Consider the following 24,530-nt stretch of genomic DNA (forward strand, 5'->3'; position numbering starts at 1 on the left):
GTTTGACAGAATCTATATAACTTGCTCTAATGGTTAATATATGAGCGCATTTCTTCATACTGCGACATCGTCATTTCAGAAACTTCATCTACTTTTTCTACAGCAGCATCATAAGAATCTTTTGAATTTATATAACGATTATATAGATCCTTTTTAGAAATAGGAGATGAATCTAAAGAAACATCATCGTAGTTAGTGCCTCCTCCCATGTATACAACACCTTCAACTGGAGTGATTGTACTTTCGTCATATTCAATAATGAACCAGGGGTGTCCTGATCCAACGCCAGAATGAACATTAGTTAATAGATATCCCTCATCAAAATTATAATATAAATTGTAGCCTTCAAGATTTGGGCTCATCGCTCTCTCATCAACGGTTGTTGTTGCTAACAGTACCTTTAACGATTGATCCAGCTCGTTATATGCTTCTATAGGGTCTGATGGTTCTTCAGCAGCTACTTCGTTTTTTTTATCTGCCTCAGTATCAGCAAGGGTTTGATTATCTATCTCTTCATTAATGGATTTTTCTAGTTCTTTACTTGATTTCTTTAAAGAGGCATATTGAGAATCGTCAATTGAATCTTGTTGTAGTAAAGTCGTTACTTTTTCTAGAGCCTCAGAATACTTCTCATCTTTAAACAATGAATTTGCACTATCATATTGTTCTTGGTAGCTTGTTTTTGTAGTGACAACTAAGTTTATTTTTTCAATTATCTCATTAGATTTCTTTATTAATGCCTCAGAGCCATTTTTTGTTGTTTTAACGCTTTCAGCATTTTCTTTTGCTAAATCAAGGTTTCTATCTTCAAATGATTTTAAGGCAGTAACATAGGTCTCTGTTTGTAATTTTAAAGCTTCAGCTCGTTTATCATCTGCTTTTTCTTCAAGAGCGATTTCAAATGAAACAATAGCTTTATCGTAATTTTCTGCGGCTAAGTTATCTAACCCTTTTTGAATAGAACTATTATATACCTCTTCAGATTTATTACTACAACCCACTATAAAAAAAATAGCAATTAAAAAAAAGCAACTTATAAAAGACTTTTTAAAATCAAACCTTTTTCTTATCATTTTTTATTCCTCCTAGTTTTTATGTACATAATGATTATACTATTAAAAAAAGAATATTGTTATTTATATATTGAGCAAACCATCACATCAATATGATGTTGTTGAATTTAACAATAATCCCCAACTAGGTTTCTAACTATAATTATTTATCCTTTTAGTTTCTGCATATAATTGATACACGATACGTAGTAAATTTACTATACTTGTGATAGAGATTATAAGTGGCGATTAAATAGTTAAGGGTTCCTGGGTTGTAAAAAATTCGCAATATGTTTATCCAGTTAATTTCTTGGATGAAAGAGAAGAATTAAGCATAAGCAAGTTTTATAAACTATTGTGCTTAAAGTTATTTATTGAGATAATGTATGTATCAAACTTACGGAGGCTTTATTATGCAATTAAAACAAATTTCTAATAAAGGCGACGATACGGTTGCAAATGAGTTAAAGTTGAACTTAGATAAAAACTCTAAACTATCTATTATCGCAGCATACTTTACTATTTATGCCTTTGATGAATTAAAAGAACAATTGAAAACGGTTGAAAAAATGCGTTTTGTTTATACAGAACCTACATTTATTCAAAATGAAAATGATAAAAAAAGACAATATGAAATCGAAAAAAACAGCGAATCGAACCTTACGGGAAATGAATTTGAATTAAAATTAAGAAATCAAATGACGGGACCATACATAGCTAGAGAAGCAGCAGAATGGATAAAAGAAAAAGCCATTTTTAAATCTATTAAGGGAAATACTTCGGTTAGTAAGAAGTTTATTGTAGAGAATAGCGAACAAGAAAATAAAAATTTATCAGTCTTAGGAGAAATGGATTTTAGTTCAGACAAGCTAGGCATCACTCAATCTAATCATATAGGTGGTTTTCCAGTTTTATCCGGTAAAGATGTTGTAAAGGATTTAATAAAGGACTTTGATGAAATATGGACAGATAATCGACTAGTAAAAGATGTCACACAAGATGTTTTAGAGCATATTCAAAAATTTTATAAAGAAAATTCTCCAGAGTGGATCTATTTTGTTAGCTTATATCATATTTTCGAAAATCAAATTGGTGAATTGGTTGAAGACAATATTATTAAAAAAGGTGTTAATTTTAAAGATACGGTTATTTGGAATAAATTATATCAATTTCAACAAGATGGTGTTATTGGTGCTATTGATAAAATAGAAAAATATAATGGTTGTATCCTAGCAGATAGTGTTGGATTAGGAAAAACCTTTTCTGCTTTAGCAGTAATTAAATATTATGAACTTAGAAATGATAGGATATTGGTATTGTGTCCTAAAAAACTACGGGATAACTGGACGATCTATACCCAGAATGATAAACGGAATATTTTAGAAAAAGATCGATTTAACTATGATGTTCTTCATCACACAGACTTATCACGCTACTCTGGCTTTACAGGTGATATTAATTTAGGATCCATTCATTGGTCAAATTATGATTTAGTAGTGATTGATGAATCACACAATTTTAGAAATAATCCAACAACTAAAAAGGATACGATTACAAGGTATCAACGTTTAATGCAAGATATTATTAAATCAGGAGTAAAGACAAAAGTGATGATGCTGTCCGCTACACCAGTAAACAATCGCATGACAGATATAAAGAACCAGATTGCATTTATTACAGAAGGAAGTGAGACGGCATTAGCAGATGAAGGTATTTCCAGTATCAACTACACATTGAAATTAGCTCAAGAAACATTCAATGTTTGGAATAACGGGGACCCAAATGGTAGAACAACTGGTGATTTTGTTGAATCTGTCAATCCTGATTATTTTAAGTTATTGGATTTATTGACGATTGCCAGAAGCCGAAAACATATTGAAAAGTATTATAATTTATCGGATACCATCAAATTTCCAACCCGGTTAGATCCTAAATCTATTAAGTCAGATATTGATATCAGTAGGGAGTTTCCTTCTATTGGAGCTGTCAACGATGTAATTAAAGAGCTGAATTTGAGTGTTTACCGGCCAATATCTTACATCTTGCCAATGATGCGTAAAAAATACGCAGACAAATATGATACAGTCGTGAAGGGTGGACAAAGCACGTTTAAGCAATCAGACCGTGAAACAGCCCTTATTGGGCTCATAAGAGTTAATTTATTGAAACGTATGGAAAGTTCGATTCATTCATTTGCATTAACGTTAGAAAGAGTAGTAGGGAAAATTAATCATATTTTAAATAAAATAGAGCGCTTTGCTATCAATGGAGATATTGTGGACGAAGTATCTGACTTAGAGGACCTAGATGATGAACGTTTAGAAGATTTGATTGTTGGCGGGAAAGATTTAAAAATCCTACTGAAGGATATGGATTTGATAAAGTGGAAAGAATCGTTGATGGATGATAAAGAAAAAATCGAAACTATCCTAACTTCTGCTAAATTAGTTACACCAAATCGCGATCAAAAGTTAGCTGATTTGAAAGGCTTGATTCAAAAGAAAATCAACCATCCTATTAATATAGAAAATAAAAAGATTATTATTTTTACAGCTTTTGCTGATACAGCACAATACTTATATGAACAGTTATCTAACGAATTATTGAGTAATGAAAATATTAAATCAGCTTTGGTAACAGGTAGCGGAGTAAATAAAACAAATTTAAAAGGAGTACGCTCAACTGATTTGAATGATATTTTGACTAATTTTTCTCCTATATCAAAAGAACGTTCATCAATTTATCCAGAAATGAAGGGTGAAATTGATGTCTTGATTGCAACAGATTGTATATCAGAAGGACAAAATTTACAAGACTGCGATTATCTGATTAATTATGATATTCATTGGAATCCAGTAAGAGTGATCCAACGTTTTGGGCGGATTGATCGAATTGGGTCAAAAAATAATGTCATTCAACTAGTAAATTTTTGGCCTAATATAGAGTTGGATGAATACATTAATCTAGAACAAAGAGTTCGGGGAAGAATGGTTCTGCTAGATACTTCAGCAACTGGAGAAGAAAATTTATTGGATATCGGCAGCAAAGAAATGAATGATTTAAACTATCGAAAAAATCAATTAGAACAACTTCAGACACAAGTGGTAGACTTAGAAGATGTTTCTGGTTCAATATCGATTACGGATTTAACGTTTAATGACTATAAAATGGATTTAATGCAAGCACTTAAGGAACACCGTAAAGACTTAGAAAAAGCTCCTAAAGGGATGTATGCTATAACCGATAGTTCTAACTTTGAGGATTCTGAACCTGGGGTAATTTTTTTACTCAAGCAAAAAGTGGAGGATTTAGGACAAGAAAATAGTATCTTACCTTATATTTTGATTTATCTTACTGAAGATGGAAATGCGAAGTTGCATTACACTCAATCAAAAAAAATATTAGATCATTTTAAAAAGCTGTGTCTAGGAAACTACTCAGTCTACCAATTTTTAGTGGATAAATTTAATGAAGAAACTGATTATGGCAGTGAGATGGAGGAGTATTCTGATTTACTGCGTGATGCGATTGACATTATTCGCGGAAAAAAAGAGGAAGTTGGATTGGCTTCGCTGTTTTCAGCTGGTGGAACGACTATGCAGATGGACTTATTGACTAAGTTAGAAGATGTAGAACTTATTTCATTTTTAATTATTAAGGGGTGAGAAGATGAATACTGGAGAATGGATAAAGGTTCTTGGTATTCCAAATGACGCTATTGTTGATAGGAATTTCCCCAAAAAAATATTGTATCAGAATGCTGAACTCTCTAGTTCTGAGAAAGAACTGATAAAAGATGGTGTTAAACGCTTGAGATGGTTGGCGTCTATCAAGGAAAACAATACAAACGTTCCTAAATATGAAGATGAGAAAGTTCGATACGAAGAAATTCAGTATTTTTTTCTTGAAGTCAGTAGTCAAGATATGGCAAGTAAGATCAGCAAGTTTCTTTTTAACTCTGTACCTTATCCTCAAGTTTTAATTATTTCTTTTGAAGAAAAATATCACTTTCAAATGGCATTAACTAAAAAAAACCTTAGTGATACTAATTCGTTAATTTTAGAAAACGTATATGTATCACAGTGGAAAACTATGGACTCAATGGCCATAAGAGAAGAATTAAGTCCGTATCACTATTCAAATCAAAAGATGACAAATTTAAAAGAATATTACGAATCTTTATTAGTAATTTTACTAAGTGATACAGTTAGTATTTCAGGAAAAAATAGGCTTGGAAGTTCTAAAGAAGTTATCCAATTTTTTGATGAATTTCAAGAATTAGATGAAGAAATTCAAAAGCTAATGAAATTAGTAAAATTGGAAAAGCAATTAAACAAACGAATTGAATTGCAACTTAAATTAACACAATTAAAGAATCAACAAAAAAAGTTGTTATCAGAATATAGAGGAGATTGAACATGTTTGACAAAATGAAGGGTACGACTCCAGACTTAACGGTAAACAATATAGAAAAACTAAAACAGTTATTTCCAGAAATTATGACGGATGGAAAAATTGATTTTGAAAAGTTACAACTATTGTTAGGTAAAGAGATTGATGATAGTCCAGATAGGTATAATTTTACTTGGCATGGAAAAAAAGAAACGATGCAATTTGCTCAACAGCCTTCCAAAGGTACACTAAGACCAGTTAAAGAAAAGAGTAAGAATTGGAATACAACAGAAAACTTATACATCGAAGGAGATAATTTAGAGGTACTCAAATTATTACAAAAATCATACAATAATAAAGTGAAAATGATTTATATCGATCCACCCTACAATACAGGAAATGATTTTGTTTATAAGGATGATTTCAAAGATAGCGTAGATTCATATTTAGAATTAACAGGTCAAAAAGACAATGAGGGTGTTAAATTTAATTCTAATACAGAAAGTAACGGTAGGTACCATACTGATTGGTTAAATATGATATATTCAAGATTAAAACTAGCAAGAAACCTATTAACAAATGATGGCGTTATTTTTATTAGTATAGATGATAATGAGCAAACAAATTTAGAAAAAGTTTGTGATGAAATTTTTGGAACAGAAAATTTTGTTGAGAAGTTAATATGGAAAAAAAGAGCTACTCCACCTAATGATAGGAATATCGGTAGAATACATGAATATATTATTGTTTATGCAAGAGACATTAATGTACTATCGTTAGGATTATTACCAAGGAATAAAGATTCTATATCTCGATATACCAATCCTGATAAAGATCCTCGTGGTCCATGGGTAGCTTCAGATCTGAGTGCAAACGGAAAAGGAGGACGCTTCGTTAGTTCTTTAACTTACCCAATTAAGAACATTGAAACAGGAGAAGAATTTTATCCATCTGATGGAAGGTGTTGGTTATTTAATAAGGAAAAAATGAATAGATATATTAAAAGTGGCCAAGTTTCTTTTAGAAAAAATTCAGGCTCCCCATTTTTAAAAAGATATCTTTCAGAAGTGAGAGATGGGCTCACTTTGCCTACAATTTTGTTAGATTTCGGGTTTTCGTCAAATTCAGCAATAGAAATAGATAATGCTTTTAATAAAAAGGGTATTTTTGAATATGCAAAACCTACACTATTATTAAAAGAACTAATTAGAGTAGGATGTCCAAACAAAGATGGAATTATTCTCGATTTTTTCTCTGGTTCAGCTACTACTGCTCAAGCAATGATGAAATTAAATGCTGAAGATGGTGGAAGTCGTAAGTTTATTATGGTGCAACTACCTGAAATATTAGATGAGAAATCGGAAGCTTATAAAAACGGATATCATACAATTTGTGATATTGGTGAAGAACGTATTCGTCGTGGTGGAGAAAAAGTAAAAAATGATTTAATTGATAAAAATAATAAAGAAGGCTTACTCTCAGAAGGTCAAATAAATTCTGATGAATTAGATATTGGGTTTAAAGTCTTCAACTTAGATACTTCCAATTTGAATGAGTGGCAGGCTGATTTTGATGATATAGAAACAAAAATCGACTTATTTGAAAGTAACTTTGTTAATGGGCGTTCAGAAGAAGACATATTGTATGAAATCATCTTAAAAAATGGTTTAGATTTAACTTATCCTATTAATGAAGTACTAACTGAAGGATTTAAAATTTACGATGTAGCATTTGGAAATTTATTTGTTTGTCTAAACGAAAAAATTAACCGCAACGTAGCGCGTAAAATTGTAAGTTTAAAAGATAATTATGACATTGAAACTAGTCAAGTAGTATTTAAAGATAATGGTTTTGAGAATGATACGGAAAAACTGAATTGTTATGAAATTCTAAAAGATGCGGGATATCAAGATTCTGATTTGTTGAGTATTTAAAAGGTGGACTGAAAAATGAAAATAAAATTTGATGAATTGAAGTATCAAGAAAAAGCTATCAATTCAGTAATTAATCTTTTTGAAGGGCAAGGAATTAAGCAGTCCAACTTCACAGTAATCAGTAATGACTTACAAGGAAAGTTGTGGAATGATCATGGGATTGGAAATAAAATTGATTTGCCCAATGATGAATTAATTAAGAATTTGAAAAAAGTGCAGTTAGAAAACAACATAGCTCCTTCAGAAGAGTTGGAGAATAATGAAAAACAGTTCAATATTGAGATGGAAACAGGAACAGGTAAAACCTATGTTTACTTAAAATCTATTTTGAAACTAAACAAGCAATATGGATTTTCAAAATTTGTGATTGTTGTGCCTTCATTGGCTATTAAAGAAGGAGTCAATAAAACACTAGAAATGACAAAGAATCACTTTAAGAAGAAGTTTAATGGAATTGTTTACAATAGCTTCACGTATAACAGTAAAAAACTAGATCAGGTAAGAAACTTTGCGGTAGATAGTACAATTCAAGTTATGGTTATCAATATCCAAGCTTTTATTAAGGACACTAAAAATAAAGATCAATCTAACATCATTTACCGTGAAAGTGATTTTCTTAGTGGTATGCGACCGATTGAATTAATTCAGGAAACGAATCCAATTGTGATCATAGATGAACCACAATCAGTTGATAACACTGCTAAATCAAAAGAAGCGATTAAATCACTGAATCCATCTGTGATATTCAGATACTCAGCTACGCATAAATCGAAATACCCTTTATTATACAAATTAGGTCCAGTAGAAGCGTACGATGAAAAATTAGTTAAGCAGATAGAAGTAGCGGGCATTAAAACTGAAAATGACGGGAATGATGCTTATATGAGATTAGTCAGCGTCAGTAATAAGAGCAATCAATTCTCAGCTAAGATAGAAATAAATTACCGTAATAAAAACAGCATTGATAAGAAAATAGTTACAGTTAGACAGGGCGATGATTTATATATCAAGTCCAATAAATTAGATGCTTATGATAAAGGGTTGATAGTAAGTGAAATCTATACTGGTGAAGAAAATGAATATATTGAATTTACTAGTTACGATGCCTTATTAACTAAAGGAAAAGAAATTGGCGGTACGAATGAGGATATTCTTAAACGTCAACAAATCCGTAAAACTATTGAAGAACACCTTGAAAAAGAAATGCGTTTAAACGTACAAGGAATCAAAGTATTAAGTTTGTTCTTTATTGATCGAGTTGAGAACTATCGTCAGTATGATAAAGATGGATATCAGATAAACGGAAAATATGCGGATATGTTTGAAGAGGAATATACAAAACTAATTAACAAACCAAAATTTTCAACAATTCGTGATAAAGAAATACCAGTTTCTGAAGTCCATGACGGTTACTTTTCAGTAGATAACAAAGGAAAAGTAAAAGATTCTAGTGGGAAAACTGCAGCAGATGATTCTACTTACAATGCAATCATGAAAGATAAGGAAGAATTATTAACCTTTTATGACGCTGAAAAAGAAAATAATGCAGCTAACAATAAAGCCAGAAAAATGCGTTTTATTTTTTCTCATTCAACTTTAAAAGAAGGTTGGGATAATCCGAACGTCTTCCAGATATGTACATTAGTGGATACAAAAGACACTATCACTAAACGCCAAAAAATTGGACGAGGTCTACGTTTGGCAGTTAACCAAGAAGGTGAACGTCAATATGGATTTGACGTAAATACATTAACTGTTATGGCGAACGAGAGTTACGAAGAGTTTGCTGAAGGACTACAAAATGAGTTTGAAGAAGAGTCAGGTATAAAATTTGGAGTTTTTGAGAAGGATACGTTTTCAAACGTCATGCGTATAACTGATGAAGCTTTGGGAGAAAAAGAATTATTAGGCAACGAAAGAGCTGCTGAACTTTTTGAATTCTTTAAATTTAAAAATTATATTGCGAAAAACGGAAAAGCAACTGATGCGTTGAAGCTGGCAATTAAAGAAGAAACGCTTGATATCCCTGGTAACTTAGTTGGTTTTGAAACAAGCATTATTCATAAAACAAAAAGTAAGATTAAAACCTTGGAAGTTAAAAATCATGCTGCTCGTAAACAAGTAGCCTTCAAAAAAGAAGCTTTTTTAAATCTGGATTTCAAAGAACTTTGGGATTCGATTAAGTATAAAACGACTTATTCTGTTGAATTTGATACAGAAACTTTGATTACCATAGCTGCCAGAGATTTAAGAGAAAAGGTTATTGTCAGCGAAGTTAAAATGAATTTTATTAAAGCTATGATAGCTACAAAAGATGCAGGTTATGTTACTGATAAAAATGTAGACACATATTTAACAAATATAACTCATGACTATGTAGCTCCAGATATCATTACGTATCTGCAAAATGAAACTGAACTAACAAGGAAGACAATTGTTCGTATTTTGAAAGAAAGCAATACATTAAAAGACTTCAAAAAAAATCCTCAAATGTATATGATGAATGTAGCGAAAATTATTAATGCCTGCAAACGAGAATTAATTGTAGACGGGATTAAATATCAAAAAATTGGTGATAATGATTATTACTCTCAAGAGTTATTTGATACTGAAGAACTATCGGGTTACTTAGAAAGGAATATGATTCAAACAACTACAGAACGCACCATATATGATTATGTTGTTTATGACTCGCAAGTCGAACGTAAATTTGCAACAGACTGCGAGCAAGATCCGAGTGTTAAATTTTATATTAAACTCCCAAATTGGTTTAAAATTCGTACTCCATTAGGAAACTATAATCCTGACTGGGCAGTCCTATTGGAAGAAGATGATGAACGGAAACTTTATTTTGTAGCAGAAACTAAAGGTAGTGTCTTATCTGAAGATTTAAGACCAACAGAACGCAAGAAAATTGAATGTGGAATTAAACATTTCGAAGCGTTGAACACAAAAGTAGAATTAAAACCTGTAGAGTCGTTGGAGCAACTTCAAGATATTGCAAGAAGCTAAATAGAATTTAATATTAATACTATATGTTGTACTTTTTGATAATTATCAAAAAAGTGCAACATATTTTTGTTTTTACCAAAAAAACACTTAACGGCTTCTGATTTGGCAAAAATGAGCTCGCATTTACGTTTTTTATTATTTATCATATGAATCCTCAGTTTTTAATAAAAACCGTTTAAGGATGTTATATTTAGACATTACATTGAAAAGAACGAATGTTTGTGATACTATATGTAGTGAAGAGAGCGAAAAAAAACAATAGATCTGCAAATCTATTGTTAGTGTTGTGTATCTCAATATGTGTTGAACGTAAATCCAAAGTTGTTGTAGAATACAAGCTTATTTTATTATACGCCTAAAATTTTAACACAAATTAATACGTTTGTGAAGATTTTTTGATAAGTAAGTGTAACGCAATAACCTACTGACTACATAAAGAAATGTGCAGAACACTATTTTGATTCTCTATCAATAATAGAAAATGAGGCGAACTAGTGCAAAAAGTAACAGAAAGATTTAAAATTGGATTAAAACAAGAAGAAATAGACTTTGTGGATGTAAATTTAGAAAGTGATGCATTACTGTTTTTAAATCCAACATTATTTAGAGAATTAGTAGATACTGATTTCTCGAAGAAGGTTAGTCACAATGTATACAGTTTTTTTGAAACCGTTTTAAATCTTTATTCAACAAATAGAAAAAACCAAGCAATAAAATTATTTAATCAATCTGGAGAAACGAACAGTGTTCATTTAGGCTACTCTAAAACAAATAAAGGAAAAGGTACGTCTGAAAAAGCACTGACTAAGTTATTTGATACAGTACTTTCTTCAAAAGTATTGGAAAATAAAGTTCTCTCTAATCCAATTAGCTTGGTTTTATTTGTAGAAGATTTTGCAGAAGACAGAATGTCTGATTTAATCATTAGTATATTGAAGAAGGAACTAATTGAATATACATTAGAGCAAGCTATTCTTTATCATATAGCAATTGAAATTGATGAAATAAATTATGGGCAATATTGGGATGCATCTTCGAGAAGTTGGAAGATTTTAAAGAATAGATATATAAAGGATCAAAAGGGTAACCCTATAATATTGGTACCAAAGCAAATAATTTCAAAAAAATACGGCTTTTCTGCAAATACTTACCTGAGTAACGTTATTTTAAAGTGGAGACAAGCTAAGCATAGTGCAGAACTTTCAAATCTATGTGAAATAAAAAGAGATAAAAATGGCAACATTATTAAAGTTAAGCCACCGTCCCAAAAAATATTAAGAAAGATAGAAATTGATGAAGTATATAGAGTGAAGCGTGGTAAAACAAAAAAATATATCATGAATAAAACATTTGAAAATCCTGGATTATTAGATCAGTTTTTTGAGCAGCATACGAACGAAGCTGTTAAAAGGAATGGAAATATTCTTTCTGATCAAGAAATAACAAAGATTATAGAAGAATCAGAATCTGATAATAATACTAAATAAATATTGGGAGGAGGAATGCCTATAATGGCAAAACATAGCGGTGGAAAAGTAGGAAATGCTGGAAAAAAATTAAGTAGTAAAACTACTACCAAGAAACAGAAATCAAATGCTGCAAAAATTTTGAAAGATCATCAAGATAAAAAACATTAAAAAGGGATAGATGTAAATAAACAGTCTGAGATTGCTAATTAAGCAACTTTAGACTGTTTTTCTTTGAAATGTAATATTTACAATAGCAAAGTTCATACTAAAAAAGTATTACTAATAAATACTGATAAAGAAAGTGGTTACAAACGTTGCGGTCTCCATTATAATACAGAGTAAAGAACCATATATTATCTAATCTAACTTGAAGGTGAAGACATTTGGAGAAACTACAGGCAAAAGTTAATTACTTAGTAAGAGATGATGAAAAAAATCTTATCGGAAATAGGAAAAGGCTTTTAGGATTTATGCATGTAGAAGAAGAGCTGTATAATGAGATACAAATAAAAGCACAGCAAATACTGAAATATCCTAATAACAATCGGTATGAATATACTTACTCTGAAAAATCTATGATTGTGACAATGGGAGCCATCCTTTTTTGTATGTATGAAATTAACGGGAGTCGTTTTTGGGAAGAGTTAAGTAAAAAATACCAAATGCATGAATTAAACTTACAAAGCGAGATAAAAGGCTATATCTCTTCATTTATTTCATCGAACTCTTTGCCCTATTATCAAGGAACAAATAGAAACGAATATGTTGAAACTATTCAAATGCAGAGTGTTATACCAAACAACTATAGTTCAAAAATAATAAAGACAATTTATTTTATGTACTTAAAAGATTTAGGGATGGATACTACGAGTAAAAGTATAAACGCCTTTTTAACTTATTTAACTGTAGCCTTTACTAGGCAAATAAATACTAATAACGCTACTAAAGAAGAAGCCGCTCCTACGTTGATGACTATGCAATTACAATCTATACCAAAGTCTTTTATGCAGGCTTACTTAACAAAAAGCAAACGGGTTAAATCTCTAATGAAAAGATTTTTTCTACAGTTTGATGCGCTAAGTAAAAAAGAAATTCCAATCTTTAACCCTAAGAACAGGTTCGATGTTATGTTTCAAAAAGAATTGAAAAACTTTAACTTTGGTGAAATGGAAACTACTGTAAAAATGAAGGATAAAGAAATCATGCATAAAGCTACTATCAGCGCAACAATAAGAGGACAAGTAAATCCGCTATTTTATATTTTAATTCCTCAACATTATATTATTCCTGAAAGAATTACATATCCGAAAGCAACAGTCACATTTTATAATAATCAAGAAGCATACTTAGAAAAGGAAGTTAGCTTAAAAGAAGGCGGAGTCAGTTGGAAAACGAATCCTAAACAATATGAGCTTAATCTTTTTTTAAGTAAATTAAGTTACAAGATTTCATATGGAGATACAGTTTTATACGATTCAAAAAAAGAGTTATACAAAGACTATATTTTGTTTGATGATCATAGTATGTCAAAGGAAGTCCAGTTAACTGATATTAAAATAAATCAATGTTTTTATATATTATCTGCTAAAGATAACCGTATTATTTTTGAAAATAGTGAACCTATTATAAGCGAATTAGATTATGGCATACTCTATTACTTTAAAGCAAAAAAGGAAATGAAAATAACAATGAATGATCAAGTTTTATTTAATACTATGGTTTTAGAAGAGTTCCCTTCTAAAAAAAGAAAAGGTATAGAGTATGAAATCAGTATAGTTGATAATGCTGCATATGATAATGATGTCTATTTAAATATGTTATTTGTATATGATAATCCAAGAAGCAAAACTAAGCTAGCAATTCACCTTGCGGATAGTTACAAAATAGACACTGTTGATTATTATTTAAAACTATTTGCAGCATTTGAAGAACTTAACTCTGAAGGTACGGACTTTCAATTAATAGATGATGAGATTCTTGTAAGTATTTTAGAACTGTTAGATAAAAAAGGCAGTGCAGCATTAATGAAGATTTCTTTGAAAAGAGTTTATTTAATGTCTGAGTATGAAATACAAATAAATAATAAATACTATAAGGATGAATTACTGGAAATATGCCAAACTTATGCAAAAAAGTATATTGGAAATTTAAATTTCTCTAGTTTCAAAAAAAGTGAGAGTGATAAGAAGTTATTGACAACTGAAAACCAAAACACTTGTGAATCAGAATCATCGAGCGAAATAATAAAAGAAAATTCTTTGGTGTTTTTATTACCTTTTGTCAGCGTCTCAGTAGGTTTTCAAAGGATGTTAAAAGAGTACTTTGAAATTGATAATGCAAAGTCAAATGAGGTAAATCTGCTGAATAGGTTTATGAATGAGTATGAAAAGATAGAAAACAGAAAAAGTGTTTCTCTATCTGTGATTGATAAAGAAATCACGCTTAACTATATAGCTTTTACAGCTTACAAAGAAGATAGCTTGAAAATGTTAGGTAGTGTTAATGGGGATAGTTACTATTGGGTATATACTATCGATTTAAAACAATGTATTGGTTTTATTCTAGATATTAGCAAAAAGTACAGATTAAAAATATCTGGTGGACATACTTATAACTATTCTGTTGATGGTAACTCTATTATAGAAATAGAAGGTGAATACCGACTGGAGTTGCAAGTTGTATAATTAAACCTAACTGAATGTAATTTTTATTTAGGTAGTCTTATTGCAGAAAAGAATAAAGATATAAAATTAACGACTATATTGTTAGTCTTAAAAACTAGATTGGGGTGTTTATTAGATGCCAGAAGAAGTCATGTATGTTTCTGAAGATGGAGTAACTGTTATTGGTAAGAATAGAATTAATCCTGGGAAAATTGGAAAGCAGAATAGACGGCTATCTGATTTAATTTCTTTTAGCAGAGAAAATAGTATCGCTAATACAATGACTGGCATTATAATAAATAGTCCTAATATACTCGAGTTTTTTTTAAGTGAGAATGAAATGGTTGTTGATTTGCCAAGAAATATTGCTAATAAAATCAAAAGTGGGGAATATACTTTTTCAAATGCAAAAGACGGGTCAATCAAAGCGCAAGTTAGAGATGTTAAAACTGGACAAATCGTTAGAAATCTTGATTTAAAAGAAATATCAAAGGTATCAGAAATAACTAGCTTGGCTAATATGGCTGCGACCGCAGCGTTGTATGCTCAACTAAAAACATTAGAAAACAAAATTGACAAAGTAAACAAAGGCGTTGAAACACTAATTAAAAGTCTTGAAAACGATCGGCTAGCAAGAGTCATTAGTGTTAGTGAGTCTATGAGTCAAGCGCTTTCCATTAAGAATGACTCTATAAGAAAGAAAATGTTAGTAAATACGTTAAATGAAGCGCTGAAGGCTAAGAATATGTTCTATAAACAAATAGAAATGAAAGTAAAACAATTAATGGATGATGAGAAACAGCCGAAAAGAAAGAGAATGTCTGCAGATGAAGGTAACCAGAAAGCAAAAGAAATTTTAAATGACTTTTACCCTTATAGTGAAGCTTACAAAATTCAAATGAGATGTTATATAGAACTAGAAGAATACACAGCTTTGAGTCTTTCTATTGGAACTTTTTATGAACAAATTGAAAATATTTATAGTGATGATATTAAAGTGGAAATAGATGGCTCTTTCGAAAAAACAGACAATTTATATAGTAAATCTGTTAATGAACTATTATTATCACTAGAGAATATGGAAACCAATATATTCGAAAATATTAGAAATCTTGATAATGATGTTTATAAAGAAATTGCATACTCTGGAGGTGAATGTGATGAAAGAAGCTAAGAAAGAAAAAAGGAAATATGATAAGCGAAAAGAGAATGATCGTATCCAATTTTTAAAGAAATTAGCTGTTGGTGGAGCACCGCTACTCATGAGTATAGGGTTAGTAACTATAAAGAAGTTAAAAAAATAGTTGCTCTAGGATTAACAAAAATTAGAATAAAACAAACTGGCTTAAAAAGTTATATTCAATAAAGGTATTATAGACAATTAAAAAGCATAGAGTTATGAGCGAAAGTTTCCTAGGGATAAAAAATCATTTTTTGAATACCCTCGTTTACGAAGAAGTGAATAGTAGTATTATTCTGCTTGCTTTGAGGAATAGCAATCTAACATATATGAAAGGATCTTGCCGTTGGATAATGAATTGAGGTAAATGAAGGTAGGGGGAAAGTGGTTGTTTCCATTTTAGAAAATACCACTAAAAGGAAATGAGACTTAGAATCTGACCAATTGATACTTTGAAAGGTCTTATTCAAATCGATTCACAAGTTTTACTTGCTCTATAATAACTAATGATAAAGGTGGGATTGTTATGGGAAAGTTGTTCAATAAAAGAATGACCGTTGGTAAAAAAGAACGTCAAGAAAAAGAAGCAGCTGAAGATCAAGTTGAAAGAGAATTTTCAGAGAGTGATCTGGAGGAAAATGAAAATGAATTTGACTCCTTCTTTTCAGAAGTATTAAAAAGATTGCCGCAAAAAACAGCAACCATCATATTAAGTGCTTATGATAAATCAAGAGAACAAGCTGAAAGAACGTTGGCTAAAAGCAAAACTCAATTTGACAGTGTGTTTGAGACCTTTTTGGAAGGTGTCGATGAAGTAACGCGTAAAAAATGCCATAAGACTATTCATGCTGCATCATTAACAGCAGCGATTATCGGCTGTTCACCTATTCCCTTTTCGGATGCTTTCTTGTTGGTGCCGGTTCAGTTAACGATGATGGCTCGGTTGCATAAGATATTCGGTCAGTCTTGGTCTGAAAGTCTCGGTAAAAGCTTATCTAAGGAACTAGTAGTGGTTGGTGTGGGCAGAAGTGCAGTCGGGAATATGCTAAAGCTTATTCCTGCTGTTGGGACTGTTACAGGCGCTGCAATCAACGCGACCGTTGCTAGTGCAATCACAGAATCTTTAGGATGGGTGACTGTAAAAATGCTAAATGACGGGGAAGATATTTTTGAACAAATGCTGTCGTTTAAAGGACAGTTTCGTACGTTGCTTAAACTACTTCAAGGGTCTACTAAGTCTGGAAGCAAAAAATAGAGGTTCTATTATGTTTAGTGTTGGTAAGAAGAATGGATCTATTCCACAACTTGAAATTTTCGGAGGAATAGCGGCTGCTTGCAGCCATGTAAAGGATTCAATGCGAATTACGAAGCGGTTAGTTAGGCTTCGTTTGAGACTTGAAAGGCTCCAGTCGTTCCCATGGCTCTTGCAGGAAGCCGCTTAAATTCCGGAGGAAATTTCATTATCTAAAGGTTACCAATACAATTTAACAAAGAACCAAAATAGCTTTATACTAGAAGATTTCTCAAAGAGGCAAAGTAGTATTTACTTTGTCTCTTTTTTTTTAAAATATGTGTTTCCGTTGGATATGAACTGAGATAAAAAAACTACTTAATTAAGTTACTTCGAAGCAATAGCTAGTATACTGATCAAAAAAAACGGGCTGTTCAGAGTAGAGGGATCAACTCTTTTTTTTACTTTCAAATGAAATGAAACCACTTTCAAAAAATGCTTTTTTTTGATTCTTATTTCGTTTAATTTGAAAGCACTTTCTAAATTTTAAAAGGTATAGAAATTAGTTTCATTATCCTCTATACTTTTAATTGTAAGCGGTATATAAAAGGAAGGTGATTACATATGACAGATTCGAGTTGGAGCAAACAGCTCAAAGGCAATCTAATCGTTTCTTGCCAGGCATTAGACGATGAACCTCTACATTCGTCGTTTATTATGGGAAGAATGGCAGTAGCAGCTGAACAAGGCGGTGCAAGCGGTATTCGAGCTAACTCGGCTGAAGATATTAAAGAAATCAAGAAACTAGTTGACTTGCCTATAATCGGTATTATCAAACGAGATTATGAAGACAGCGAGGTTTTCATTACGGCTACAATGAAAGAAATCGATGAGTTAATGACAGTTGGACCTGAAATTATTGCATTAGATGCTACTTCATCAGTTCGTCCGAATGGCGAAACATTAGATGAGTTTTATTATGCAATTCGAAAAAAGTATCCAGACGTTTCCTTAATGGCAGATTGTTCAACGTTTGAAGAAATGTTGAAAGCGGATGCTTTAGGATTTGACTTTATCGGAACTACATTAGTAGGATACACAAAACAAAGTAAAGGGAATAAAATTGAAGCAGATGATTTTTCCCTTATACAGAAAGCAGTTGAAAAGCTAAACCGACCTATTATTGCAGAGGGCAACATCAATACACCGGAAAAGGTAAAACGTGTTTTAGAAATTGGTGTATACAGTGTTGTAGTAGGATCCGCTATCACTCGCCCGCAACTCATTACAGAAACATTCGTCGCTGCAATAAAGTAAATTAATTTATACGTATGATAAAAAAACAAAACTTAAAGGAGAGAATTAAACATGGCAAACGAAGATTTAAAAGGATTGATTTCAGCGTTATTGGTTCCTTTCAACGAAGACGGTACGGTAAACGAAGCAGGATTGCGACAAATAATTCGTCACAATATCGAAAACATGAAAGTAGATGGGTTGTACGTTGGTGGTTCTTCTGGAGAAAACTTTATGCTTGAAAAAGAAACGAAAAAACAAATTTTTGATATCGTAAAAGACGAAGTAAAGGATCAAGTTATTTTAATGGCTCAAGTTGGCGGTACAAATTTATATGAAGCTATTGAATTAGGACAATATGCTACTGAATTAGGCTATGATGCAATTTCAGCTGTTACTCCTTTCTACTACAAATTCAGCTTTGAAGAAGTAAAACAATATTACTTCGATTTAGTAGATAAAGTAGATAATCGCTTAATCGTTTATTCAATTCCTGCTCTTACTGGTGTTGAAATTGGTGTATCTCAATTTAAAGAATTATTCGAAAATGACAAGATCATTGGAGTTAAATTTACTGCTGCTGACTTCTTTTTACTAGAGCGTTTACGTAAAGCTTGTCCAGATCATTTGATCTTCTCAGGATTCGATGAGATGCTGCTTCCGGCTGTTATTAATAATGTAGATGGAGCAATCGGTTCAACATACAACGTCAACGGCATTCGCAGCCGCAAAATCATGGAACTAGCACAAGCTGGAAAAATTCAAGAAGCTCTTGTTGTTCAAAATGATACTAATGACTTGATTGAAGCAATTCTTGATAACGGATTATACCCAACGATTAAACAATTGCTTAAATTACAGGGTTGCGATAGTGGTTCATTCTTATCTAGGAAACCAATGGCTTCTGCAACACAGGCTCAAATTGACCGTTCAAAAGAAATTTATGATACTTACTTGAAAGATGTAAAATAAAAAATTAACAAATCCAGCTTCCTTCATTTTTAGGAAGCCGGATTTGATTCTTTACAATCATGGAGAGGAGCTTAATTTATGGGGAAATCCGGTTTTACAACAATTGATTTTGTCATTTTAGTCGTTTATTTAATTTTAGTGCTTTTAGCAGGTCTTTTATTCTCTAAAAAAGATATGGAAGGAAAAGAATTTTTTAAAGGTGATGGTTCAATACCTTGGTATGTAACATCTGTTTCAATATTTGCTACATTACTGAGCCCTATTTCTTTCTTAACATTAGCTGGAAACTCTTTTGCGGGAAGCTGGATTTTGTGGTTTGCTCAACTGGGTATGATTATTGCTATTCCAATTGCTATGCGTTTCTTTTTGCCTATCTATGCTAAATTAGATATTGATACAGCATATGACTACTTAGAACGACGTTTTGATTCAAAAGGGTTACGTGTTATAGGTGCTTTAATGTTTATTATCTTCCAACTTGGAAGAATGTCCATTATCATGTATTTGCCATCAGTAGCTTTGTCAACACTTACCGGCATTAGTGTAAACGTTTTAATTATTGTTATGGGTGTAATTGCTATTATCTATTCTTACACCGGCGGGATTAAATCTGTTTTATGGACAGACTTTATACAAGGGGTTGTATTATTGATTGGTGTGACACTTTCGCTATTTTTCCTTGTTAAAGACATAAACGGAGGATTCGGCGAAATCTTTAGTGCTATGGGGAACAATAAGTTCTTAGGTCCTGATGAGGCTATTTTTGATCCAAACATCTTAAAAACTTCTGTTATTATGATGGTGGTCGGAGCAGGTCTGAATACTTGTTCTTCTTACGTTTCTTCCCAAGATATTGTACAGCGATTTACGACAACTACAGATACGAAAAAATTAAACAAAATGATGATTACGAATGGTTTACTTTCAATCTTTATTGCAACCGCTTTTTATCTGATTGGTACTGGTCTCTATGTATATTACAAAGTGCAAAATCCTGGTGATGCTGGTGCAGCCATTCCGCAAGACCAGATTTACGCCTATTTTATTGCTTATCGTCTTCCAGTAGGGATGACAGGTGTCTTGTTAGCCGCTATCTACGCTGCGTCTCAATCAACGCTTTCAACCGGCTTGAATTCTGTTGCTACTTCATGGACTTTAGACATACAAGAAGTTATCACTAAAAACATGGATGATAAAGCCAAAACAGCACTAGCTCGATCTATTTCTTTAGGGGTAGGTATCTTTGCAATTGCAATTTCAATCGTAATGGCTCACTCTAACATCCAATCTGCTTATGAGTTTTTCAATGGTTTTATGGGACTTGTCCTTGGTGTATTAGGCGGAACGTTTGCCCTGGGAATCTTTACAAAAAAAGGAAACAAATTTGGGGCTTACGCTGCTTTGATTTCTTCTTCAGCAGTTATGATCTTTATCAAATACGGACTGCCTTCTGAAGCGGTTAGTCTGTGGTCCTATTCTCTTATCTCCATAACTGTTTCTTTAGTTGTTGGTTACATTGTTTCTCTGTTAATTCCAGTAAAAACAGAAACTCCGAAGTATACAACAGTCTCGGATATCCCAGAAATCAGAGCAGATCATACGACTCCGGTTCATTAATTCAAAGGAGGAAAAAGAAATATGGAATTGATTAGTTTGGTATCTCAAGTAAATGGAAATATCACATCAGCTCAGCAAAAAGTAATAGATTATTTAAAGAAACATGATTTAGCTTCAATGGAAAAAGGAACTCATCCTATTGAAGGAGATGATTTCTTTGTAAATGTTATCGAATACGACACAACAGATGAAAAAAATCGTATCTGGGAAGCTCATAAAGCGTATCTTGATATTCATGTCGTTGTAACAGGTGTAGAATGTATTTACCATAGCTTCATCGAAAACATGGAAACTAGTGACTATCATGAGAAAGATGATTACCTCGAAATAACAGGTACGAAAGAAAATATCATCAACTTATCTCCAAATCAGCTTTTAGTATTTTATCCTGAAGATACACATAAAACGGGTGTTAAAGCAGATAAGGAAATGACTGTTAAAAAAGGTGTTTTTAAAGTAAAAATTTAAGAAAGCTGCTATGTTTAACTGATACTGAATAATAGAGATGAAGCTTTCGCTTTGTCTCTATTATTACTATTTAACTAAAAATAAGTTTTCCACTATGCTAAACTAAAGGTAAAGATTGATAAAAGAGGGTAATAAAATGACTGACTATAAAATAAGTATTGTTCCACATATTGAATCGATGGTTAACTTGTTGACTCCGCTAGAAAAAAAAATAGCCCAATACTTTATTGCAGACCATGACTCCTCTACGGATTTTTCTTCCAAAGCTGTCTCTAAAAGATTATTTGTATCTGAAGCTTCTTTGACTCGATTTGCTAAAAAATGCGGATTTTCTGGATACAGGGAGTTTATTTATCAATATCAAGAATCCTTTACAGAGTCAAAACCTCTCCCATCCAATTTAATGACAAACGTATTTGATAGTTATCAAGAACTCTTAAATAAAAGTTATTCTATCATTGATCAAGAAAAAATATCGCGAATCATTAAATTGTTATTGTCACAAAAAAGAGTTTACATATATGGTAAAGGAAGTTCAGGGCTAGTAGCAGAAGAAATGAAATTTCGTTTTATGCGTATTGGCCTTGTGTGCGAAGCGATAACAGATAACCATATTATGCAAATGAACCAAGTTCTTCTTGGAAAAGATTGTCTTGTTATCGGGTTGTCAATCAGTGGGCAAACTTCTGAGGTTTTAACTGGCCTTAAAATGGCTAAAAAAAGAGGAGCTAAAACCATTTTATTTACAGCAAATCAAACAAATGAAACTTCTGCTTATTGTGATGAAGTTCAGCTTTTTGCAATAAAAGACAACTTAAGTACAGGGAATATCATTTCACCACAATTTCCTATTTTGATTATGATTGACATCATTTATGCTTTTTTCATGGAGACAAACCGCAAACAGCGACAAGAAATTTGGCAAGAAACTTTTGAAGCCTTGCAAGAAAAAGACTAGGTATGTATGGTTTAAAGGAGAGGATACAATGAATATTTTGGCTTTAGATATTGGCGGAACAGCTATAAAATACGGACTTTTTGATTCTTCTGGTACTGCACTCACAGATTTATATGAAAAAGTGACACCAAAGTCCGAAACAACCAATTACATCATGAAAACGATTACCGAAATTATTAAATCTATGAAAGAAGAAAATACTGTTGAGGGGATTGCTGTTTCTACAGCAGGAGTAGTTGATTCTCAAGAAGGTAGAGTTGTATTTGCTGGACCTACTATTCCTGACTACACAAACACATCAATCAAGCAAATGGTTGAGGCTTCCTTTGGTATTCCTTGTGAAGTAGAAAATGATGTGAATTGCGCTGCTCTCGGTGAATGGTGGAGAGGAGCCGGAAAAGGAAGCCGTTCTCTTGTTTGTGTTACCATTGGAACTGGTTTAGGTGGCGCAGTGATACTGAATGGTAAGTTATGGAGTGGTGCTGCTCACTCTGCTGGAGAAATTGGCTATCTTCCTATGCCGAGCGGCAGAACACTGCAAGAGGAGGCTTCAGCATCTTCTTTAGTCGCCGATTATAGTGTGTTGAGTGGCATTCCTGTCAAACAACTGAATGGGAAAGTTATCTTTGAAAAAGCTAAATCTGGTGATAATGAAGCAGCCAAAGCCATTGACAATATGTTGACCGCCTTGAATCAAGGATTGTTGGCAGCAACTTATCTCATTTCTCCTGACACAATTGTGATAGGCGGTGGTGTCGCTGCGCAAAAAGAGTATTTAGAAAATAAAATAGAAGATAAATTAAAACAACACATTATTTCTACTCGTATGCTGCCTGGAAAAATCAGTTGTGCAGAATTAGGAAACTCTGCAGGAATGATTGGAGCAGTTTACCACTTCAAAGAAAAACACTTTATCGTCGACTGAAGGAAGACTTCTAGAACGGCTTGGAATTATTGAAACAAAATCTTGTTCTTCTACTTAAAAAAGTAGGAATATTTTTCTGGTTTACTATGAAGTAGATGCTGTTTAAACTGTGATAAGGATATTCTCTGTGAGTGATGAAAACAAGTAGCAAGCATTTTGAAGAAGTTAATGTGTTTGTATTACTTTATCAACTAAACCAGATTATAAAGCACCTCAGGAGGAATTAATATGTATTTAGTAGAATTACAACAGGGAGATGGGCGCCATACAGTGGGTTTGTTTAATGTTAGAAATGACAGCAGATGACTTCCGTCAAGTAGTGGATATTGACTTAGATGGCCACTTCATTATGTCAAATATACTAAGATTAGTAGTGCATATCCACGACGGTGGATATGCACTACTATTTTTTTATATAGTAGAGGTGAAGATGAGGCCGGCAACGTCAGAAGACCATGAGTCTGCATGTCAAACTGGGCTCTTCACTATCCTTGATTGAATCAAGTTTGAAGTATGTTGGTCCTTTGAGATCGTCTATAGGAAAGTGGAATCGTTAAGGCATAGTGGAGTACTTCAATTTAATATAGAAAGAAACGAAAATAAATGAGAATAATGGCTGGATAGGCTACAATGAAGCAAAAACGACAAACGTATTGAATCGTAAATTCTTAAGAGACAACCCATTAGAAGCGATCGTAACAGACTTGACTTATGTACGAGTCGGAAAAAGATGGCATTATATCTGTTTCATTTTGGATCTGTTCAATCGAGAAATTCTCGGCTATTCTTGTGGAGAACATAAAGATGCTGTTCTAGTAAAAAAAGCATTTAGCTGTATCAAACAACCTCTGACAAAGGTTGAGATTTTTCATACTGATCGTGGAAAAGAGTTTGATAACCAAGCTATTGATAAATTATTAACAACGTTTGACATCGACGGATCATTGAGTCATAAAGGCTGTCCTTTTGATAATGCCGTAGTTGAATCAACTTATAAGTCGTTGAAAGTAGAATTTGTCTACCAATACACATTTGAAACCTTACAACAATTGGATTTGGAGTTATTTGACTATGATAATTGGTGGAACCACCTTCGGTTGCACGGTACACTTGGCTACGAGACACCGGGTGGTTACCGTAACCAGAGATTGGCGCAGTGAATCCTTGATAATGAGCTCGGATGTGCTAACACTAGCAAGGCAGTCTAACTTTAACTGTTAGCTCCTGCCGAAGATCGTCACATCCGAGGAAGCTCATTGTCAAGGACAATCGGAATAGAATACGGAAAGAAGTTCTGCGCCTTATAAAATTTGTCAAAAAAACAGTTGCCATTCCATGATTTAAAGAATTGCCAATAGATA

17 protein-coding genes and 1 pseudogene are annotated in these 24,530 nt (G+C 32.4%); 17 read left to right on the top strand and 1 reads right to left on the bottom strand.

Going from position 1 to position 24,530, the window contains the following annotated elements; genetic code table 11:
• Positions 1–26: 26 nt before the first annotated feature.
• Entirely contained in the window at positions 27–1,073 is a 1,047-nt protein-coding gene (locus tag BR87_RS09020; RefSeq protein WP_035031212.1) for an outer membrane protein assembly factor BamD, read from the bottom strand.
• A gap of 392 nt (positions 1,074–1,465) precedes the next feature.
• On the opposite strand from BR87_RS09020, the gene BR87_RS09025 reads away from it, so the two are divergent.
• The 17 genes and pseudogenes from BR87_RS09025 to BR87_RS09100 form a co-directional block, all read left to right on the top strand.
• On the top strand, positions 1,466–4,717 hold the full coding sequence (locus BR87_RS09025; RefSeq protein ID WP_156959102.1) for a helicase-related protein: 3,252 nt from the start codon (positions 1,466–1,468) through the stop codon (positions 4,715–4,717).
• Between the two features lie 4 nt (positions 4,718–4,721).
• Positions 4,722–5,468, top strand: coding sequence for a DUF4391 domain-containing protein (locus BR87_RS09030; protein WP_035031213.1), 747 nt, complete (start codon positions 4,722–4,724; stop codon positions 5,466–5,468).
• Between the two features lie 2 nt (positions 5,469–5,470).
• The gene (locus tag BR87_RS09035) at positions 5,471–7,378 is read left to right on the top strand and encodes a site-specific DNA-methyltransferase (RefSeq protein ID WP_035031216.1); all 1,908 of its coding nucleotides are present in this window, start codon (positions 5,471–5,473) and stop codon (positions 7,376–7,378) included.
• A 15-nt stretch (positions 7,379–7,393) separates the two neighbouring features.
• A complete protein-coding gene (locus BR87_RS09040) occupies positions 7,394–10,390 on the top strand; it encodes a type III restriction-modification system endonuclease (RefSeq protein ID WP_035031218.1) in 2,997 nt (998 codons plus the stop codon).
• 494 nt (positions 10,391–10,884) lie between these two features.
• Entirely contained in the window at positions 10,885–11,877 is a 993-nt protein-coding gene (locus BR87_RS09045; protein WP_035031220.1) for a hypothetical protein, read from the top strand.
• A 24-nt stretch (positions 11,878–11,901) separates the two neighbouring features.
• Positions 11,902–12,027: a hypothetical protein gene (locus tag BR87_RS13510; protein ID WP_264298042.1), complete on the top strand. Its 126-nt coding sequence runs from the start codon at positions 11,902–11,904 to the stop codon at positions 12,025–12,027.
• Between the two features lie 215 nt (positions 12,028–12,242).
• Positions 12,243–14,543, top strand: coding sequence for a hypothetical protein (locus tag BR87_RS09050; RefSeq protein ID WP_035031223.1), 2,301 nt, complete (start codon positions 12,243–12,245; stop codon positions 14,541–14,543).
• Positions 14,544–14,658: 115 nt separating this feature from the next.
• Complete coding sequence (locus BR87_RS09055) at positions 14,659–15,696, top strand: hypothetical protein (protein WP_035031225.1); 1,038 nt, start codon at positions 14,659–14,661, stop codon at positions 15,694–15,696.
• Positions 15,683–15,826, top strand: a complete 144-nt coding sequence (locus tag BR87_RS13070; protein ID WP_156959103.1) for a hypothetical protein — start codon at positions 15,683–15,685, stop codon at positions 15,824–15,826. Before BR87_RS09055 ends, BR87_RS13070 begins: the two co-directional genes overlap by 14 nt.
• Before the next feature lie 402 nt (positions 15,827–16,228).
• Positions 16,229–16,957, top strand: coding sequence for a YcjF family protein (locus BR87_RS09060; RefSeq protein ID WP_035031228.1), 729 nt, complete (start codon positions 16,229–16,231; stop codon positions 16,955–16,957).
• 600 nt (positions 16,958–17,557) lie between these two features.
• On the top strand, positions 17,558–18,250 hold the full coding sequence (locus BR87_RS09065) for an N-acetylmannosamine-6-phosphate 2-epimerase (RefSeq protein ID WP_035031230.1): 693 nt from the start codon (positions 17,558–17,560) through the stop codon (positions 18,248–18,250).
• 51 nt (positions 18,251–18,301) lie between these two features.
• Positions 18,302–19,201: an N-acetylneuraminate lyase gene (locus BR87_RS09070; RefSeq protein WP_035031232.1), complete on the top strand. Its 900-nt coding sequence runs from the start codon at positions 18,302–18,304 to the stop codon at positions 19,199–19,201.
• 78 nt (positions 19,202–19,279) lie between these two features.
• Positions 19,280–20,818: a sodium:solute symporter family protein gene (locus tag BR87_RS09075; protein ID WP_035031234.1), complete on the top strand. Its 1,539-nt coding sequence runs from the start codon at positions 19,280–19,282 to the stop codon at positions 20,816–20,818.
• A gap of 21 nt (positions 20,819–20,839) precedes the next feature.
• Complete coding sequence (locus BR87_RS09080) at positions 20,840–21,286, top strand: NanQ anomerase/TabA/YiaL family protein (protein WP_051929775.1); 447 nt, start codon at positions 20,840–20,842, stop codon at positions 21,284–21,286.
• A gap of 136 nt (positions 21,287–21,422) precedes the next feature.
• Entirely contained in the window at positions 21,423–22,244 is an 822-nt protein-coding gene (locus BR87_RS09085) for a MurR/RpiR family transcriptional regulator (protein ID WP_035031237.1), read from the top strand.
• 28 nt (positions 22,245–22,272) lie between these two features.
• The gene (locus BR87_RS09090; protein ID WP_035031239.1) at positions 22,273–23,169 is read left to right on the top strand and encodes an ROK family protein; all 897 of its coding nucleotides are present in this window, start codon (positions 22,273–22,275) and stop codon (positions 23,167–23,169) included.
• A gap of 629 nt (positions 23,170–23,798) precedes the next feature.
• Positions 23,799–24,329, top strand: a pseudogene (locus tag BR87_RS09100) (IS3 family transposase); the annotation flags it as partial.
• Positions 24,330–24,530 lie beyond the last annotated feature (201 nt).

The organism is Carnobacterium mobile DSM 4848 (assembly GCF_000744825.1).
Lineage (GTDB): Bacteria > Bacillota > Bacilli > Lactobacillales > Carnobacteriaceae > Carnobacterium_A > Carnobacterium_A mobile.

Coding starts and splice junctions, on each gene's coding strand:
- BR87_RS09075 (WP_035031234.1), top strand. CDS start 19,280: ATGGGGAAATCCGGTTTTACAACAATTGATTTTGTCATTTTAGTCGTT.
- BR87_RS13070 (WP_156959103.1), top strand. CDS start 15,683: ATGAAAGAAGCTAAGAAAGAAAAAAGGAAATATGATAAGCGAAAAGAG.
- BR87_RS09035 (WP_035031216.1), top strand. CDS start 5,471: ATGTTTGACAAAATGAAGGGTACGACTCCAGACTTAACGGTAAACAAT.
- BR87_RS09020 (WP_035031212.1), bottom strand. CDS start 1,073: ATGATAAGAAAAAGGTTTGATTTTAAAAAGTCTTTTATAAGTTGCTTT.
- BR87_RS09030 (WP_035031213.1), top strand. CDS start 4,722: ATGAATACTGGAGAATGGATAAAGGTTCTTGGTATTCCAAATGACGCT.
- BR87_RS09080 (WP_051929775.1), top strand. CDS start 20,840: ATGGAATTGATTAGTTTGGTATCTCAAGTAAATGGAAATATCACATCA.
- BR87_RS09090 (WP_035031239.1), top strand. CDS start 22,273: ATGAATATTTTGGCTTTAGATATTGGCGGAACAGCTATAAAATACGGA.
- BR87_RS09040 (WP_035031218.1), top strand. CDS start 7,394: ATGAAAATAAAATTTGATGAATTGAAGTATCAAGAAAAAGCTATCAAT.
- BR87_RS09025 (WP_156959102.1), top strand. CDS start 1,466: ATGCAATTAAAACAAATTTCTAATAAAGGCGACGATACGGTTGCAAAT.
- BR87_RS09085 (WP_035031237.1), top strand. CDS start 21,423: ATGACTGACTATAAAATAAGTATTGTTCCACATATTGAATCGATGGTT.
- BR87_RS09060 (WP_035031228.1), top strand. CDS start 16,229: ATGGGAAAGTTGTTCAATAAAAGAATGACCGTTGGTAAAAAAGAACGT.
- BR87_RS09055 (WP_035031225.1), top strand. CDS start 14,659: ATGCCAGAAGAAGTCATGTATGTTTCTGAAGATGGAGTAACTGTTATT.
- BR87_RS09070 (WP_035031232.1), top strand. CDS start 18,302: ATGGCAAACGAAGATTTAAAAGGATTGATTTCAGCGTTATTGGTTCCT.
- BR87_RS13510 (WP_264298042.1), top strand. CDS start 11,902: ATGGCAAAACATAGCGGTGGAAAAGTAGGAAATGCTGGAAAAAAATTA.
- BR87_RS09065 (WP_035031230.1), top strand. CDS start 17,558: ATGACAGATTCGAGTTGGAGCAAACAGCTCAAAGGCAATCTAATCGTT.